We start from the raw sequence: 16,095 nt of genomic DNA on the forward strand, positions 1-16,095 counted from the left end.
TCCGGGACGATACACCAGTCTCGTCACTCAGGGACATAGTTCCTCTACGCTCCGTGACGACCAGCAGTGATGCGGGCACGGACCGCTTCCGGGGGACTGCGGAGGGTGCGCGAAGCGGAGTCCGGGCCCGCGCAGGGCGGCGCCGGGCCCGGCGAACGGGCCTGTGCGGCGGCCGTGTTGGTACGGATCCGCCGTCCCGCCGGTCATCGGCCCCCGGCGTCCTCCGTCGTGAGGATCAGGTTGGCGAGGGGCTCGCGCTGCACGAACCGGTTCAACTGGCCGACCAGCAGCCGCTTGGCGCGGGGCAGGAACGCGGAGGTGGGGCCGCCGACATGAGGGCTGATGAGCACACCGGGCGCCCCCCACAAGGGGTGTTCACGGGGCAGCGGTTCGGGGTCCGTGACATCGAGGGCGGCGGTGATCCGGCCCGTCTCCAGCTCGGCGAGCAGGGCCTTGGTGTCGACCACCGCGCCCCGGGCGATGTTGACCAGCAGCGCCCCGTCCTTCATCCGCCCCAGGAACGTCTCGTCCACCAGGCCGCGGGTGGTGTCGTTCAGGGGGGTGGAGAGGATCACGACGTCCGCTTCCGGGAGCAGGGCGGGCAGTTCGGTGAACGGATGCACGGGACCGCGTTCTGTTGTGCGCCCGGAGCGTGCGACGCGCACGACCCGCGCGAGTTCGAACGGCGCGAGCCGGTCCTCGATGGCGGCGCCGATGGAGCCGTACCCGACGATCAGCACCGATCTGTCGGCGAGCGCGGGCCAACCGCCGCCGCGCCACTCGCCCCGGTCCTGGGCGCGCACGAAGTCCGGGATGCCGCGCAGGGAGGCCAGGATCAGCGCCAGTGTCAGCTCCGAGGTGCTCGCCTCGTGCACCCCGCGCGCGTTGCACAGCCGGACCCCGGGGCGCAGCAGCTTCAGGCCGGGTTCCACATGGTCGATCCCGGCCGACAGCGTCTGGACCACCTCCAGGGAGCGCATCTCGGGCAGCGGTCGTATGCAGAGGGCGCCCGGCTTCATGTAGGGCACGACGTAGAACCGGCAGTCGGCCGGGTCCGCCGGGTACTCCTCGCCACCGTCCCAGAAGCGGTAGCCGAGCCCGTCCGGGAGCCCCTCGATGTCGTCCGGCGGAATGGGGAGCCATACGTCAGCAGTCATGGTCAGGAGGCTACGACAGGCCCCGGGGCCCGAGCGGAGGGCAAAGAGCGCGCCCTGCCGGACCTCCGTCGGGTACGCGCGCGGGCAGAGGTTAGGTTGGGGTGCCCAGAGAGGGAGGGTTACGGCCAGGTGGAGCGCAGGACGATCGGCGCGGCGGCGCTCGCGGTGGGGGCCGTCGGACTCGGGTGCATGCCGATGAGCTGGGCGTACAGCTCGTCCCGGCAGCGGGGAAACGAATCACTGCGGGCCGTGCACCGGGCCCTGGATCTGGGCTCGACCCTGCTGGACACGGCGGACATGTACGGCCCGTTCACCAATGAGCTGCTGCTGGGGCGGGTGCTCAAGGAGCGCCGCGCGGAGGCGTTCGTGTCGACCAAGGTGGGGCTGCTGGTGGGTGAGCAGCATGTCGTGGCCAACGGCCGGCCCGGTTATGTCCGGCGTGCGTGCGACGCCTCGCTGCGGCGGCTCCAGACCGATGTCATCGATCTGTACCAGTTGCACCGCCCCGACCCCGAGGTCCCGGTCGAGGAGACCTGGGGCGCGATGGCGGACCTGGTGCGGGCGGGGAAGGTACGGGCGCTGGGCTTCTGCGCGGTGGGCGTGCGGGGCGGGCGGCGGACCGGGACGGGGCTGTACGACGCCACGGTCCGCCAGTTGCGGCGGATACAGCAGGTCTTCCCGGTGAGCGCGGTCGAGGCGGAGCTGTCGGTGTGGTCCCCGGAGGCGCTGGACGTGCTGCTGCCGTGGTGCGAGTCCCGCGGGATCGGCATTCTGGCGGCGATGCCGCTGGGCAACGGTTTCCTCACCGGGACGCTGACGCCCGGCGGGGGCTTCGAGCCGGACGACATGCGGGCCCGGCATCCGCGTTTCACCGCGGAGATGATGGCCGCCAACCAGCCGATCGTGGCGGGCCTGCGCCGGGTCGCCGCCCGCCGTGGCCCCGAGGTGACCCCGGCCCAGGTGGCCCTGGCCTGGACCCTGTCCCAGGGCCGCCACGTGGTCCCGGTGCCGGGCGCGAAGCGGGAGCGATGGGTCGCGGAGAACGCCGGGGCGGCGGAGGTACGGCTGACCGCGCAGGAGCTGGCGGAGCTGCGGGGGCTGCCGGGGGCTCGGGGGTCCTGGGAGTAGCGGGAGCGTGGGCGGTGAGGAGAGTGGGGAGGGAGTGGGGTGCGGTGGATCGGGTTCTCTTGATCGGGAACCTGTGGGGCGCGAGCGGTGTATGACAAGTAGGAACGGAACCGGGAGGGAAGACCTCGCGTCGAAGGGACCTTGATCGTGCGACGTCGTGCTGTGACGGCCGTGCTGGCCGCGACCGCCCTGCTGCTGACGGCCGGCTGCTCCTCCGGCGACGGAGGCGGCGGGTCACCACCGAGTGCGGCGGGGAGTACGCCGGCGCAGAGCCCGGGGACGGGTTCGCCGTCGCCGTCCGGCCGGGCCACCGACGAGCCCCCGCCCGCCCAGGGCTCGGTGGACGTGGTGCGTACGGTCGCGGAGGGCCTGGACAGCCCGTGGGGCGTCGCCCCGCTGCCCGACGGCGATCTGCTGGTCTCCTCGCGCGACGAGGCGACGATCACCCGGGTCGACACGGAGACCGGGAAGCTGACCGAGCTGGGTGAGGTGCCGGGGGTGTCCCCGGAGGGCGAGGGCGGTCTGCTGGGCCTGGCGCTCTCCCCCGACTACGCCACGGACCACCTGGTGTACGCGTACTTCACCTCCGCCGGGGACAACCGCATCGTGCGGATGCTCTACGACGCCGGGGAGCCCGCGGGCGGCCAGCTCGGCGCTCCCGACACCGTCTTGCGCGGCATACCCAAGGGCTTCGTCCACAACGGCGGCCGGATCGCCTTCGGCCCCGACAAGATGCTGTACGCGGGCACGGGCGAAGCGGGTGACACCGGCCTCTCCCAGGACCAGGACTCCCTGGGCGGCAAGATCCTGCGCCTGACGCCGGAGGGCGAACCGGCCCCGGGCAACCCCTTCCCCGACTCCCCCGTGTACTCGCTGGGTCACCGCAATGTGCAGGGTCTGGCCTGGGACTCCGAACAGCGGTTGTTCGCGGCGGAGTTCGGCCAGGACACCTGGGACGAGCTGAACGCGATCGAGCCGGGCGGCAATTACGGCTGGCCGGAGGCGGAGGGCGATACGGACGACGACCGGTTCATCGACCCGCTGGCCCAGTGGAGCACCGATGACGCCTCCCCCAGCGGGATCGCCTACGCCGAGGGCTCTCTCTGGATGGCGGGCCTGGGCGGCGAGCGCCTGTGGCGCGTCCCGCTGGACGGCACGGAGGCTTCGGCGGATCCCCAGTCCTTCCTGACGGAGGAGTACGGCCGGCTGCGCACGGTCGTGGCGGCGGGCGGCGACAAACTCTGGCTGGTGACCAGCGAGACGGACGGACGCGGTTCTCCCGGCGACGGGGACGACCGGATTCTGGAGCTGGAGGTGAGTTAGCGGGGGGGGCGGTGGCCTGGTGGGTGGGGCCTGGTGGTGGGGGCCTTGCGAGGTGCCGCTACTGCTCTCGGGGCGGTCGGCCGGATGCGGTCGGTGGGTCTTCGTCCGGATCTGCTGGTCCGGTGCCCTGAGGTTCCGTTGGGTCTTCGGCTTGTGGTTCCGTTGGTTCTTCGGCTTGCGGTGCCGTTGATTCTTGGGCCTGCGGTTCCGTCGGGCCGGCTTCGTCCGAGGTGGGGCGGACCACGACGACCTTGCCCGATTCCAGGTCTATCGGGCCCCGGCCGGGGTCGGCGTCGCCCACGTCCTCGCGGGTCAGTTCCAGGCGGTTCTGTTCGTCGCGGGTGTGTTTGCGGCCGGGGGCGAAGAGTTCCTCGAAGAAGTTGAACACGCGTCTCCCTGGTCGCACGGCACCTTGGGAGGGACAACGTCCGCGCCCGGTGGCATCATCCCGCGGCGAGCCGTTCGTCGGCCGGGCCGGGGAACAGGCCCAGCCGGTGGGCGACCGCGGCGGCCTCGCCCCGGCCGGAGACGCCGAGCTTGCCGAGGATGTTGGAGACATGCACGCTCGCGGTCTTCGGGGAGATGAAGAGTTCCTCGGCGATCTGGCGGTTGGTGCGACCGGCCGAGACCAGGCGCAGGACATCGCGCTCGCGGCTGGTCAGGCCCAGGGCCTCGGCCGGGTCGGCCGGGTCGGCCGGGGTGAGGGCGCGGCGCGGGCCCTGGCGGAGGGTGAGGCGGGCGCGCTGGGCGAGCAGACCGGTGGCCTCGGCGAGCGGGCGGGCGCCGAGGTGGTCGGCGACGGCGTGGGCGAGGCGGAGCAGCTCGGTGGCGCGGGCGCGGTTGTCCTCGGCGGTGGCGGCGGGGTCGTCCTGGGCGGGGGCGCCCCGGCCGGGTGCGTCCTGGGCGGGGGTGGGGGTGCCCTCGGTGGCGGGAGCGTCGTCCGGGGTGGCGGCCGTCTCCGGGCGGTCCGGGCCCGCGGTCAGCAGCGCCTCGGCGAGGCGGTGGCGGACGCGGGCGAGGTCGTAGGGGCGTTCCAGGTGTTCGAAGGCGGTGACGACCTCGGACCAGGTGTCGGGGGTGGCGGTGCCGTCGGCGCGCTGGAGTTCGGCGCGGACCCATTTCTCGTGGGCTTCCCAGATGGGGGCGCCGGTGGTGAGGCGCTTGGCGGTGTCGAGGATGCGGTCCAGGGCCTGCCGGCGGCCGGGCCGGGCGGTGGGGAGGGTGCGGTGGTCGGCCTCGGCGGTGGCGGCGGCGACGAGGAGCTTCCAGCCGTACACCTGCGTACCGGGCGGGAGTCCCGCGGCCAGGGCGTGGTCCAGTTCGGTGCGGGCGTCGGCGATGCGGCTCTCGGCGGCGGCGACGCCGATGCCGATGTGGGCGAGCGGTATCCACTGCTGGGGCATGGGGTCGTGGGTGCCGAAGTGGGTGCGGGCGGCGGCCAGTTGGCGGGCGGCCTCGGCGAGGTCGCCGCGGGCGAGGGCGATCTGGGCGAGGCAGAGGGCGGCCGTGCCCTGGGGTTTGGCGCCGGGGCCGCGCTGCCGGGCCGTGGTGGCGGCGTCCGCGGCCTCTCCCCAGCGGCCGAGGGAGAACAGGGAGTCGGAGAGATTGCCCCAGATCCAGGTCTCGGATCCCAGCAGACCGTAGGTGCGGGCGAAACCGGCGCCTTCCTGGAGGAGTTCGGCGGCTTCCCCGGAGCGGCTGACGATTTCGAGTCCGTGGGAGAGATTGACGTAGGCACGTCCGGCGACCCGGGCGAAACCCTCGGCCAGAGCCAGTTCCTTGGTCTCGCGCAGCTCGCCGAGTCCGTCGTCCATCCCGCCCGAGTCGACGAGGAGCACGCCTCGGGTGACGCGGGCGTCGAGTTCGATCTCGCGGGCGTCGACCATGCGGGCATAGGCGACGGCGCGCTCGGCGGCGGCGAGGGCTTCGGCGCCGGGGGTGTGCAGCATGGACCAGCCGGCGACGGTGGTGAGCACTTCCGCGTGCACCTCGGACGGGGGCAGGCCGCGGACCAGGTCCTGGGCGGTCGCCAGTTCCTTCCAGCCGTCGCCGCGGCCGCTGGACTGCACCAGCCGGGAGCGCTGGACCCAGAACCAGGCGGCGAACAGCGGGTCGTCCTCGTCCTCCAGGAGCCGCAGGGCCCGTTTGGTGATCTTCAGGGCGCGGTCGCGTTCCCCGCAGAAGCGGCCCGCGTCGGTGGCGGCGGCCATCAGGTCGAGATAGCGCAGCGGGGTGCCGGCGGGGTCACCGGGGTCGGGGGTCCGGTAGATGTCGGCGTAGTCGACGGGACGCAGGGCGGCGCGGACGGGCTCGGGGGCGGTGTCCCACAGCTCCATCGCGCGCTCCAGCAGCCGGAGCTGTTCCGCGTAGGCGTGGCGGCGGCGGGCGGCCACGGAGGCGTCGAGGACGGCGGGGAGGGCCTTGGCGCTGTCGTGCGCGTGGTACCAGTAGGTGGCCAGGCGGGGGATGCGCTCGCCCGCGGCGACGAGCGCCGGGTCCGCCTCCAGGGCCTCGGCGTAGCGGCGGTTGATGCGGGAGCGCTCGCCGGGCAGGAGGTCGTCACTGACGGCCTCGCGGACCAGGGAGTGGCGGAAGCGGTAGCCGTCGGCCTCGGGGGTGGTGAGCAGGATGTTGGCGCCGACGGCGGCGCGCAGCGCCTCGATCAGATCGTCCTCGGTGAGCCGGGCGACGGCGGCGAGCAGCGGGTATTCGACGGTGGAGCCGCCCTCGGCGACCATCCGGGCGACCCGCTGGGCGCTGTCGGGCAGTGCCTCGACCCGGACCAGGAGGAGATCGCGCAGGGAGTCGGTGAGCCCGGCCCGGCAGCCCTCGAAGGCGGCGACGGCGAGTTCCTCGACGAAGAAGGCGTTGCCGTCGGAGCGTTCGAAGATGGCGTCGACCTGGGCGGGGGCGGGTTCGGCGGCGAGGATGCCGGCGATCTGGCGGCCGACCTCCTCGCGGTTGAAGCGGCCCAGCTCGATCCGGCGGACGGTGCGCAGCCGGTCGAGTTCGGCGAGCAGGGGGCGCAGCGGGTGGCGGCGGTGGATGTCGTCGGCGCGGTAGGTGGCGAGGACGACGAGGCGGCCGGTGCGCAGGGTGCGGCAGAGGTAGGCGAGGAGGTGGCGGGTGGAGGCGTCGGCCCAGTGCAGGTCCTCCAGGGCGATGACGACCGTGCGGTCGGCGGCGATGCGCTCCAGCAGACGGGCGGTGAGTTCGAAGAGGCGGGCCATGCCCTCCTCGTCATGGCGTCCGGCGCCGGTCTCGCCCAGCTCGGGCAGCAGCCGGGCCAGCTCCTCCTCCTGGCCGGACGCGGCGTCGGCCAGCTCGCGCGGCAGCTCCCGGCGCAGTGCGCGCAGGGCGGCGGAGAAGGGGGCGAAGGGCAGCCCGTCGGCGCCGATCTCCACACAGCCGCCCAGGGCGACGACGGCCCCCTTGCGTCCGGCGGCACCGGCGAACTCCTCGACGAGCCGGGTCTTGCCGACCCCCGCCTCCCCGCCGAGCAGCAGCACCTGCGGCTCGCCCCGCCGGCCGGCGGCACGGGTCAGCGCCTCCTCCAGCGCGCCCAATTCGTCGGCACGCCCGACGAACACCGGACTGACGGACCTGTTCTCCACGGACCCGAGCATCGCACGGAGGTCTGACATCGAGGCACCGGTTTTCCGTGCCGGTACGCCGGGGGCGGGCGCCGGAAGCGCGAGGCCGGCCCTGGGCGGAACCGCCGGCACGGCTGCCGGAACGGCGGGCACGACTGCCGGAACGGCGGGCATCGCACCGGCCGGGACACCCTCACCCGACCCCCGCCCACCAGACTCCGTCCCCGACGGACCACCCGGAGTCCCCGACGGACCACCCGGACCAGACCGACCAGACCGACCAGACGCCCAGGCACCGGGTCCCGTCCCGGACAGACCGCCCGCCCCCGACACCCGCCCACCAGGCTCCGTCCCCGACGGGACCCCCTCCCCCGCCTCCACACCGGCCGGGACCATCCGGGCCGGGACACCCACCCCCGCGCCAGCCGACCCCACCCCCGCCGGGACTCCCGGCCCAGACCCCCACGTACCGGAATCCACCCCGGCCCGGCCGCCCGCAAGACCGCCAGCGAGACCTCCCCGGCCACCCCGCGGCGGCCCCCCGGACACCACAGGGCCGACGCCGTGGACCCCCGTCCCGGCGCCGGCCCTGTTCTGCGCGGTGGTCACGCGGCGCGTGGGAAACGGGGGCGGCGTGGGCGGTGGGTATGGTCCTCGCCCGGCACCCCGCTCCCCGTGGAGCGTTCCGCCGCTTCACGGCGGGCCTCGCGGCCCTTGCGGACGGTCTCCCGGACCAGCCGCGCGTGCTCGGCCCTGCGGATCAGGTCGTCGGACCGCAGGCGCTGCAACTCGTACTCGAACATCTCTGCTCCCCGGGGCAGGTGGCTCCGGCCCGGGCGGGGCCGGTTCGCGGACCGTTCTCCGCGATGTCTCCACCTTCGTCTCCCAGGGGGTGCCGCCACATCGGGAGAGTTCCGCATCTTCGGCGGCGGGCGGGGCCTTAGACACGCGTAAGGGGCCTCAGGGCGTACGGGAATGCCGTACGTATGCCCTGAGGCCCCCGGGGGTGGGTTCTAAGACCCCTGGTGAGCTGGGGTGATTCAGCTGACGGGAGGGAGGCCGAGTACGAGTTCGGTGTACTTGAGGACGGCCAGGACCAGGCCGATGACACCGAGCGCCACGGCGGCCCAGGCGACCGACTTGATCCATGCGGGCTGCACCGCGCCCGGCGCCCCGAAGGCGGGCCGGGCCAGGATCACGACCGCGACGAGCAGCGCGACGAGCGCGAAGGCACCCGCGTAGAGGGCGGTGGCGTTCCAGGCGTCGCCGTAGCCCTCCTTGACCAGGACGGCCACGTCCGAGGACGTGGAGCTTTCCAGCTGGCCGATCAGCGACTCGCGCGCGGAGGCGACGGTGCCGATCCAGCCGCCGGTGAGCGAGACCAGGCCGAGCACGGCGGCGACGATCGCGGCGGCACCCTGCCCGACGAAGGAGGGCTCCTCCGGCGCTGCCTCGGGGATCTCGGCGATCTCGGTGTCGTCAGGGTCCTCGTCGTCGGTCCCGGCGGCCTCGGGGGCCTCTTCGCCGTCGGCCGAGGTGTCGTCCCGGCCGTCCTGGCCGGGGTCGGCCGCGTCCTTCTTGGTGAGATCCGCGGGCGTGCCTTCCGCCTCCGCGGCGGCGCCCGTCACCTGGTCGTTCCCGGCCACAGCGGCCGTCGCGCCGGTCTCCGCAGCGTCTTCAGTCTTGGTTCCCATGCCGGGCACCGTACGGACCGAGTCTGAGAGGTCCCTTAATGATCGCTGTGGGCGTTCCGTTCCCGGGCCGCGCGCCAGTCGGGGGCCAGGACCGCCCAGATCTCGTAGTCCTGGCGGATCCCCTTCCAGGGGAAGGACTCGCGCAGCACGCCCTCGCGGGTGAAGCCGAGGCGCTGGGCGACCTTGACGCTCGCGGTGTTGATGGTGGCGGCGTGCCATTCCACGCGGTGCATGCCGCGTTCGTCGACCGCCCAGTCGATGAGCACCCGGGACGCGCGCGTGACGAGCCCGTGCCCGGTGCCGGCGGGCTCCAGCCAGCAGCCGATCTCACAGACACCGGTCGTGGTGTCGAAGATCCTGAAGAGCACCCCGCCCACGAGCTTGCCGTCCAGCCACAGCCCGTGCAGGGACCCGCTGTCGGCGCCGCGCAGATCGGCGTACCGCTTGAGGATCTCGCGCGCGGAGTCCACGTCGGTGGCCTTGGCGCCGAAGGGGATGTACTGGGTGATGAAGTCCCGGCCGCGGTCCAGATGGGCGAGGAACTCCGGCGCGTGCCAGGTCTCCAGGGGACGCAGTTCGGCTCCGTCGTCACCCAGCGATATCGCGTACATCCCGCTCCCGCTCCTTCTCGAATCGTTCGGCGACCGGTGCTGTGACCTGTTCGGGGACTTGTGCTGTGCGGTGTGCCGTGACTTGTGCTGTGGCGTGTTCGGGGACTGCCGAGAGCCTCTCATGGGCGGCGCGGCACTCGGGCGGCTCGATGCTGATCCGGGGCAGCCGGCGGTCCAGGGCGCGCGGCAGCCACCAGTTGGCGCCGCCGAGCAGATGCATCAGGGCGGGCACCAGGAGCGTACGGATCACGAAGGCGTCGAGGGCGACCGCGGCGGCCAGCGCGATGCCGAACATGGCGATCACCCGGTCACCGCTGAGCACGAAGGCGAGGAAGATGGAGATCATGATGACCGCCGCCGAGTTGATCACCCGGCCGGTCTCGGCGAGCCCGATCCGTACCGCGCGCCGGTTGTCGCCGGTCTCCAGCCACTCCTCGTACATCCGGCTGACCAGGAACACCTGGTAGTCCATGGACAGCCCGAAGAGGACCGAGACCATGATCACGGGGAGGAAGGGCTCGATGGGCCCGGCGCTGCCGAGCCCGAGCAGTTCGCTCCCCCAGCCCCACTGGAAGATGGCGACGACCACGCCGAAGGCGGCGGCGACGGCGGCCACGTTCATCGCGGCGGCCTTGAGCGGGATGCCGACCGAGCGGAAGGCCAGCAGGAGCAGCAGACAGCCGAGCCCGACGACGACCCCCACGAACAGCGGCAGTTTGCCGATGATCACATCCGCGAAGTCGTCGTAGCCCGCCGTGACCCCGCCGACATGCAGGTCGAGCGAGTTGCCGGTCTCGGCCCGGGGCAGCACCTCGGCGCGCAGCCGGTCCACGAGGTCGCTGGTGCGGCCGGACTGCGGGGCGGAGTCCGGTACGACGGTCAGATACGCGGTGTCGCCGCCGGAGCTGAACACCACCGGGGAGGCGGCGGCGACGCCCTCGGTGTCGCGCAGGGTGCGGTCGAGGTTGTCCAGGGCGAGCTTGTCGCCGGCGCCATGGACCTGGCTGACGATGGTGAGCGGGCCGTTGACGCCGGGTCCGAAGCCGTCGGCGAGCAGGTCGTACGCCTGCCGGGTGGTCGTCGACTCGGGGTTGTTGCCCTGGTCGGAGGTGCCGAGGCGCAGTGCGAGGGTGGGCAGCGCGAAGAGGGTGAGCACGACCAGGGCGATGGCGCCGAGTTTTCTGGGGTGCCGTTCCACGAACGCCGACCAGCGGGCGGCGAACCCGGCGGCCACCTCGGGCTCGGGCCCGTACTCGATCAGCCGGCGCCGCTCACGGCGGCTGAGTGCCCGCATGCCGGTCAGCGACAGCAGGGCGGGCAGCAGGGTGACGCAGGCGGCGACGGTGAGCAGCACGGTCAGCGAGGCGGCGACGGCGACGCCGTTGAGGAAGCTCAGCCGCAGGATCAGCATGCCGAGCAGCGCGATACAGACCGTCGCACCCGCGAACACCACGGCCCGTCCGGTGGTCGCGACGGCGTTGGTCGCGGCCTCGGTGACGCTCAGCCCGCGTTTCAGTCCGCGCCGGTGCCGGGTGACGATGAACAGGGCGTAGTCGATGCCGACGCCGAGCCCGATCAGCATGCCGAGCATGGGGGCGAAGTCGGCGACGGTCATGGCGTGCCCGAGCAGCACGATCCCGGCGTACGCGGTGCCGACGCTGACCAGGGCGGTGGCGATGGGCAGCAGCGAGGCGGCGAGCGAGCCGAAGGCGAGGAACAGCACCACGGCGGCGACGGCGACCCCGACGATCTCCGCGAGATGCCCGCCGGACGTCGGGGTCCCGCCGATCGCGGTGCCGCCGACCTCCACCTGGAGTCCGTCGGTCGCCGCCGCCGACGCGGTGTCCAGCACGGCCCGCACGGGCGCCTCGCCGAGGTCGGCGGCCGGGCCCTCGAAGGTGATGGTGGCGTAGGCCGTACGGCCGTCGGCGCTGATCCGGTCGGCGCCCTGGTCGTCGTAGGGCCCGCTGACGGCGGCGACGGACGGCACCTCGGCGAGGTGGTCCAGGGCGCGGGTCATGGTCTGCTGGACGTCGGCGGCGCGGACGCTGCCGGAGGCGGTGTGCCAGACGACGGTGGCGTCCTCGCCGCCGAGGTCGGGGAACCCCTGTTGCAGGAGCTGGGTGGCGCGGCCGGACTCGGTGCCCGGGACCTCGTAGTCGTTCGAGTACGAGGAGCCGGTGACGGCGGCTGCCGCGGTCATGGCGCCGAAGGCCAGGAGCCACAGCAGCACGGCGACGAGGCGGTGCCGTACACACCAGCGTGCGAGGGCTGCCACGTAACTGCTCCCAGTGGGGGGATGTCTACGGATCTTTGACCGGGAACAGTCGTCCAGGTGCTGAACGGCCCGCAAAGAACGGATGAGCAATCACCGTCCACTCTCGCAGGGAGAAATGATCGTTTGCCCTGTTCGTGGGTTTACTCACAAGGAAGGGGATTACTCACGAGGAAGGGGCCGCACCTGGCTGGGTGCGGCCCCTCGGCGCTTGTCCCGTCCTCAGCTCTCGCCGACCCCGAGCCGCTGAAGGATCAGTTCCTTGACGCGGGCCGCGTCGGCCTGGCCGCGGGTGGCCTTCATGACGGCGCCGACCAGGGCACCGGCGGCGGCCACCTTGCCGCCGCGGATCTTGTCGGCGATGGCCGGGTTGCCGGCGATCGCGTCGTCCACGGCGGTGCCCAGGGCGCCCTCGTCGGAGACGACCTTCAGGCCGCGCTGGTCGACCACCTCGTCCGGGGTGCCCTCGCCCGCGAGGACGCCCTCGATGACCTGGCGGGCCAGCTTGTCATTGAGGGAGCCGTCGTCGACCAGGGCGCTCAGCCGGGCGACCTGGGCCGGGGTGATGGCCAGCTCCTCCAGGGACGTACCGGACTCGTTGGCGCTGCGGGCCAGTTCGCCCATCCACCACTTGCGGGCGGACGCGGAGTCGGCGCCGGCCTCGATGGTGGCGACGATCAGCTCCAGCGCGCCCGCGTTGAGGATCGCCTGCATGTCGGTGGCGGAGACGCCCCAGTCCTCGCGCAGCCGGTTGCGGCGCACCAGCGGCAGTTCGGGCAGGCTCGCGCGGATCTCCTCGACCCACGCGCGCGAGGGGGCCACCGGGACCAGGTCGGGCTCGGGGAAGTACCGGTAGTCCTCGGCCTCCTCCTTGATGCGGCCGGAGGTGGTGGAGCCGGTGTCCTCGTGGAAGTGCCGGGTCTCCTGGACGATGGTGCCGCCGGAGTTCAGTACGGCCGCGTGGCGCTGGATCTCGAAACGGGCCGCGCGCTCGACGGACCGCAGCGAGTTGACGTTCTTGGTCTCCGAGCGGGTGCCGAACTTCTCGGCGTCCTTGGGCATCAGCGACAGGTTGACGTCGCAGCGCATCTGGCCCATCTCCATGCGGGCCTCGGAGACGCCGAGCGCGCGGATGAGTTCGCGCAGCTCACGGACGTAGGCCCGAGCGACCTCGGGGGCGCGCTCGCCGGCCCCGACGATCGGCTTGGTGACGATCTCGATGAGCGGGATGCCCGCGCGGTTGTAGTCGAGGAGGGAGTGCGAGGCGCCGTGGATACGGCCGGTGGCGCCGCCGACGTGGGTCGACTTGCCGGTGTCCTCCTCCATGTGGGCGCGCTCGATGTCCACGCGGAAGGTCTCGCCGTCCTCCAGCTGTACGTCGAGGTAGCCGTTGAAGGCGATCGGCTCGTCGTACTGGGAGGTCTGGAAGTTCTTCGGCATGTCCGGATAGAAGTAGTTCTTCCGGGCGAAGCGGCACCACTCGGCGATCTCGCAGTTCAGCGCGAGGCCGATCCTGATGGCGGACTCGACGCCGATCGCGTTGACGACGGGGAGCGCGCCGGGCAGGCCGAGGCAGGTGGGGCAGGTCTGTGCGTTGGGGTCGGCACCGAGGGTGGTCGAACACCCGCAGAACATCTTGGTCTTGGTGCCGAGTTCGACATGGACCTCAAGGCCCATGACGGGGTCGTAGGACGCCAGCGCGTCCTCGTACGACTCCAGGTCGGTCGTGGTGGTCACGGTGAAACTTCCCTCTCAGCCCAGCAGGACATCGTCGTCGCCCAGCCGCTTCAGCTCGCGGTAGAGGATGGCGAGGCCGGTGACGATCGCGACGGCGGACACGGTGGCGTCGATCAGCCGTAGGTTGTCATGCTCGGCGCGGGCCTTCTTGATCTGCTTGGCGACACCGACCGCGCCGAACGCGGTGGTGGCCATGGACAGGTACGTACCGGACTTGGACTTCTTGAAGCCCTTGGCCTTCGACAGTGCGTTGCTCACAGCGACGGTGCCTCCTCCAGCAGTGGATGCCCCCACTTTTCCACGAACGCGGCCTCGACGGCGGCGCCGACCTTGTACAGCCGGTCGTCCTTGGTCGCCGGGGCGATGATCTGGAGACCCACCGGGAGGTTGTCCTCGGGGGCGAGTCCGCAGGGCAGCGACATGGCCGCGTTGCCCGCCAGGTTGGTGGGGATGGTGCACAGATCGGCGAGATACATCGCCATCGGGTCGTCGGCGCGCTCACCGATCGCGAAGGCGGTGGTCGGGGTGGTCGGCGAGACGATCACGTCGACCTGCTCGAACGCCTTCTCGAAGTCGCGGGTGATCAGCGTACGGACCTTCTGGGCGCTGCCGTAGTAGGCGTCGTAGTAGCCGCTGGACAGCGCGTAGGTGCCGAGCATGATCCGGCGCTTGACCTCGGGGCCGAAGCCGGCCTCGCGGGTGAGCGAGGTGACCTCCTCCGCCGAGTGGGTGCCGTCGTCGCCCGTACGGCGGCCGTAGCGCAGGCCGTCGAAGCGGGCGAGGTTGGAGGAGCACTCGGAGGGCGCGATCAGGTAGTACGCGGAGAGGGCGAGGTCGAAGGACGGACAGTCCAGTTCTACGATCTCGGCGCCGAGCCCCTTGAGCAGCTCGACCGACTCGTCGAACCGCTGGATGACCCCGGCCTGGTAGCCCTCTCCCCGGAACTGCTTGACGACGCCGACGCGCATCCCGGCGACGCTGCCGTTGCGGGCGGCCTCGACCACGGGGGGGACGGGGGCGTCGATGGAGGTGGAGTCCAGCGGGTCGTGCCCGGCGATCACCTCGTGCAGCAGCGCCGCGTCGAGCACCGTACGGGCGCAGGGGCCGCCCTGGTCCAGGGACGAGGAGAAGGCGACCATGCCGTACCGGGACACCGCCCCGTAGGTGGGCTTGACGCCGACCGTGCCGGTGACGGCGGCCGGCTGGCGGATGGAGCCGCCGGTGTCGGTGCCGATGGCGAGGGGGGCCTGGTAGGCGGCGAGCGCGGCGGAGGACCCGCCTCCGGAACCGCCGGGAATCTTCGTCAGATCCCAGGGATTGCCGGTCGGCCCGTAGGCGCTGTTCTCGGTGCTCGACCCCATGGCGAACTCGTCCATGTTGGTCTTGCCGAGAATGACCACGTCGGCGGCCTTGAGCCGCCGGGTGACGGTGGCGTCGTAGGGCGGGATCCACCCTTCCAGGATCTTCGACCCGACGGTGGTGGGAATCCCCTCCGTGGTGAAGATGTCCTTGAGCGCGAGCGGAACCCCGGCGAGCGGGCCGAGCCGCTCGCCGCGCGCCCGCTTCTCGTCGACTGCACGGGCCTGGGCGAGGGCGCCCTCGCGGTCGACGTGCAGGAAGGCGTGCACCTTCTCGTCGACGGCCTCGATCCGGGCCAGATGGGCCTCGGTGACCTCGACGGCGGTCAGCTCGCCGGAGGCGATCTTCGCGGCGATGCCGGCCGCGGTGAGCCTGATGATGCTGTTCTGGTCCGTCATGGCGGTCACTCCTCTCCCAGGATCTGCGGCACCTTGAAACGCTGCTGCTCCTGGGCCGGGGCGCCGGAGAGCGCCTGCGCGGGGGTGAGCGAGGGACGGACCTCGTCCGGCCGCATGACGTTGGTCAGCGGCAGCGGATGGGAGGTCGGCGGTACGTCTTGGTCGGCGACCTCACTGACGCGGGCGACCGCGCCGATGATGTCGTCCAGCTGACCGGCGAAGTGGTCTAGCTCTTCGCCCTTCAGCTCCAGACGCGCCAGCCGTGCGAGGTGGGCGACCTCCTCGCGCGTGATGCCAGGCATGCAGCGATCCTCAGGGTGAGTGAATGTGTGCGGTTTGGCCTCAATCCTAGGGGGAGGGGGTGGGGGGCTGTTAAACGGTTGGGGGATGGGGGGTGCGTGTAGGGGGTTGGGGTGCGTGGGGTGGGGGCGTGTGGAGGGGGTTGGGGGTGAGGTTGAGGTATGTGGGGTGGGGGTGCCTGGAGGTGGGGGTGCAGGGTCCGGGGCTTCCTGTGGTGGGGGTGGGGACTGCTGTCGGCGTGGGCCGCGGGGGCACCGGGCGGGCGCGAACCGGCCCGGTGCCGGGAGCCGCCGGGGCGGACGCGAATCGCCCGGGTGGGGCGGGCGCCGGGGCGGGCGGGGTGCCCGAGGCGGGGCCGAGGGACCGCCAGGGCGCGGACTCGGGACCTGAACAGGTACCGGGGCAAACACGAACCGACCTGCGGCGGGCAGCCGGGCGGAATCGTTCGGCGGGGGGGCCGGTGCTGGGCGGCCGGGCGGAGCCGCGCGGCTGAGGGCCTCTGCTAGGCAGCCGAGCGAGG

13 protein-coding genes are annotated in these 16,095 nt (G+C 72.5%); 2 read left to right on the top strand and 11 right to left on the bottom strand.

Annotation, left to right across the window (positions count from 1 at the left end; all coding sequences use genetic code 11):
* Positions 1-203: 203 nt before the first annotated feature.
* Entirely contained in the window at positions 204-1,157 is a 954-nt protein-coding gene (locus tag ACFRFC_RS16380) for a 2-hydroxyacid dehydrogenase (RefSeq protein WP_382685347.1), read from the bottom strand.
* Between the two features lie 129 nt (positions 1,158-1,286).
* Between ACFRFC_RS16380 and ACFRFC_RS16385 the strand changes: the two genes are divergently transcribed.
* On the top strand, positions 1,287-2,285 hold the full coding sequence (locus tag ACFRFC_RS16385; RefSeq protein WP_382685349.1) for an aldo/keto reductase: 999 nt from the start codon (positions 1,287-1,289) through the stop codon (positions 2,283-2,285).
* 147 nt (positions 2,286-2,432) lie between these two features.
* Entirely contained in the window at positions 2,433-3,608 is a 1,176-nt protein-coding gene (locus ACFRFC_RS16390) for a PQQ-dependent sugar dehydrogenase (protein ID WP_382685351.1), read from the top strand.
* 58 nt (positions 3,609-3,666) lie between these two features.
* Here ACFRFC_RS16390 and ACFRFC_RS16395 read toward each other — a convergent pair whose 3' ends face one another.
* The 10 genes from ACFRFC_RS16395 to gatC form a co-directional block, all read right to left on the bottom strand.
* Positions 3,667-3,996: a DUF6191 domain-containing protein gene (locus tag ACFRFC_RS16395; protein WP_382685353.1), complete on the bottom strand. Its 330-nt coding sequence runs from the start codon at positions 3,994-3,996 to the stop codon at positions 3,667-3,669.
* 55 nt (positions 3,997-4,051) lie between these two features.
* Positions 4,052-7,252, bottom strand: coding sequence for an AAA family ATPase (locus tag ACFRFC_RS16400; RefSeq protein ID WP_382685355.1), 3,201 nt, complete (start codon positions 7,250-7,252; stop codon positions 4,052-4,054).
* A gap of 554 nt (positions 7,253-7,806) precedes the next feature.
* Entirely contained in the window at positions 7,807-8,004 is a 198-nt protein-coding gene (locus tag ACFRFC_RS16405) for a hypothetical protein (RefSeq protein WP_382685358.1), read from the bottom strand.
* 237 nt (positions 8,005-8,241) lie between these two features.
* Positions 8,242-8,895, bottom strand: a complete 654-nt coding sequence (locus ACFRFC_RS16410) for a hypothetical protein (RefSeq protein WP_382685360.1) — start codon at positions 8,893-8,895, stop codon at positions 8,242-8,244.
* A gap of 35 nt (positions 8,896-8,930) precedes the next feature.
* On the bottom strand, positions 8,931-9,506 hold the full coding sequence (locus ACFRFC_RS16415) for a GNAT family N-acetyltransferase (protein WP_382685362.1): 576 nt from the start codon (positions 9,504-9,506) through the stop codon (positions 8,931-8,933).
* Positions 9,484-11,784, bottom strand: a complete 2,301-nt coding sequence (locus tag ACFRFC_RS16420) for an MMPL family transporter (RefSeq protein ID WP_382685364.1) — start codon at positions 11,782-11,784, stop codon at positions 9,484-9,486. The genes ACFRFC_RS16415 and ACFRFC_RS16420 overlap by 23 nt, the downstream gene beginning before the upstream one ends.
* Positions 11,785-12,003: 219 nt before the next feature.
* Positions 12,004-13,518 carry an Asp-tRNA(Asn)/Glu-tRNA(Gln) amidotransferase subunit GatB gene (gene gatB / locus ACFRFC_RS16425; protein ID WP_382685367.1) on the bottom strand — a complete coding sequence of 505 codons (1,515 nt, stop codon included), beginning with the start codon at positions 13,516-13,518 and terminating at the stop codon, positions 12,004-12,006.
* 15 nt (positions 13,519-13,533) lie between these two features.
* Complete coding sequence (locus tag ACFRFC_RS16430; RefSeq protein ID WP_362758508.1) at positions 13,534-13,776, bottom strand: hypothetical protein; 243 nt, start codon at positions 13,774-13,776, stop codon at positions 13,534-13,536.
* Positions 13,773-15,275, bottom strand: coding sequence for an Asp-tRNA(Asn)/Glu-tRNA(Gln) amidotransferase subunit GatA (gene gatA / locus ACFRFC_RS16435; protein WP_382685370.1), 1,503 nt, complete (start codon positions 15,273-15,275; stop codon positions 13,773-13,775). Before gatA ends, ACFRFC_RS16430 begins: the two co-directional genes overlap by 4 nt.
* A gap of 5 nt (positions 15,276-15,280) precedes the next feature.
* Positions 15,281-15,577: an Asp-tRNA(Asn)/Glu-tRNA(Gln) amidotransferase subunit GatC gene (gene gatC / locus ACFRFC_RS16440; RefSeq protein WP_382685373.1), complete on the bottom strand. Its 297-nt coding sequence runs from the start codon at positions 15,575-15,577 to the stop codon at positions 15,281-15,283.
* Positions 15,578-16,095: the final 518 nt, after the last annotated feature.

Origin of the sequence: Streptomyces sp. NPDC056734 (assembly GCF_042790455.1) — a bacterium.
Taxonomy (GTDB): domain Bacteria; phylum Actinomycetota; class Actinomycetes; order Streptomycetales; family Streptomycetaceae; genus Streptomyces.

What these genes read in the sequence shown, in the direction of transcription:
- ACFRFC_RS16415 (WP_382685362.1), bottom strand. Translation starts at nt 9,506, where the DNA reads ATGTACGCGATATCGCTGGGTGACGACGGAGCCGAACTGCGTCCCCTG.
- gatA (WP_382685370.1), bottom strand. Translation starts at nt 15,275, where the DNA reads ATGACGGACCAGAACAGCATCATCAGGCTCACCGCGGCCGGCATCGCC.
- ACFRFC_RS16380 (WP_382685347.1), bottom strand. Translation starts at nt 1,157, where the DNA reads ATGACTGCTGACGTATGGCTCCCCATTCCGCCGGACGACATCGAGGGG.
- gatC (WP_382685373.1), bottom strand. Translation starts at nt 15,577, where the DNA reads ATGCCTGGCATCACGCGCGAGGAGGTCGCCCACCTCGCACGGCTGGCG.
- ACFRFC_RS16405 (WP_382685358.1), bottom strand. Translation starts at nt 8,004, where the DNA reads ATGTTCGAGTACGAGTTGCAGCGCCTGCGGTCCGACGACCTGATCCGC.
- ACFRFC_RS16410 (WP_382685360.1), bottom strand. Translation starts at nt 8,895, where the DNA reads ATGGGAACCAAGACTGAAGACGCTGCGGAGACCGGCGCGACGGCCGCT.
- ACFRFC_RS16400 (WP_382685355.1), bottom strand. Translation starts at nt 7,252, where the DNA reads ATGTCAGACCTCCGTGCGATGCTCGGGTCCGTGGAGAACAGGTCCGTC.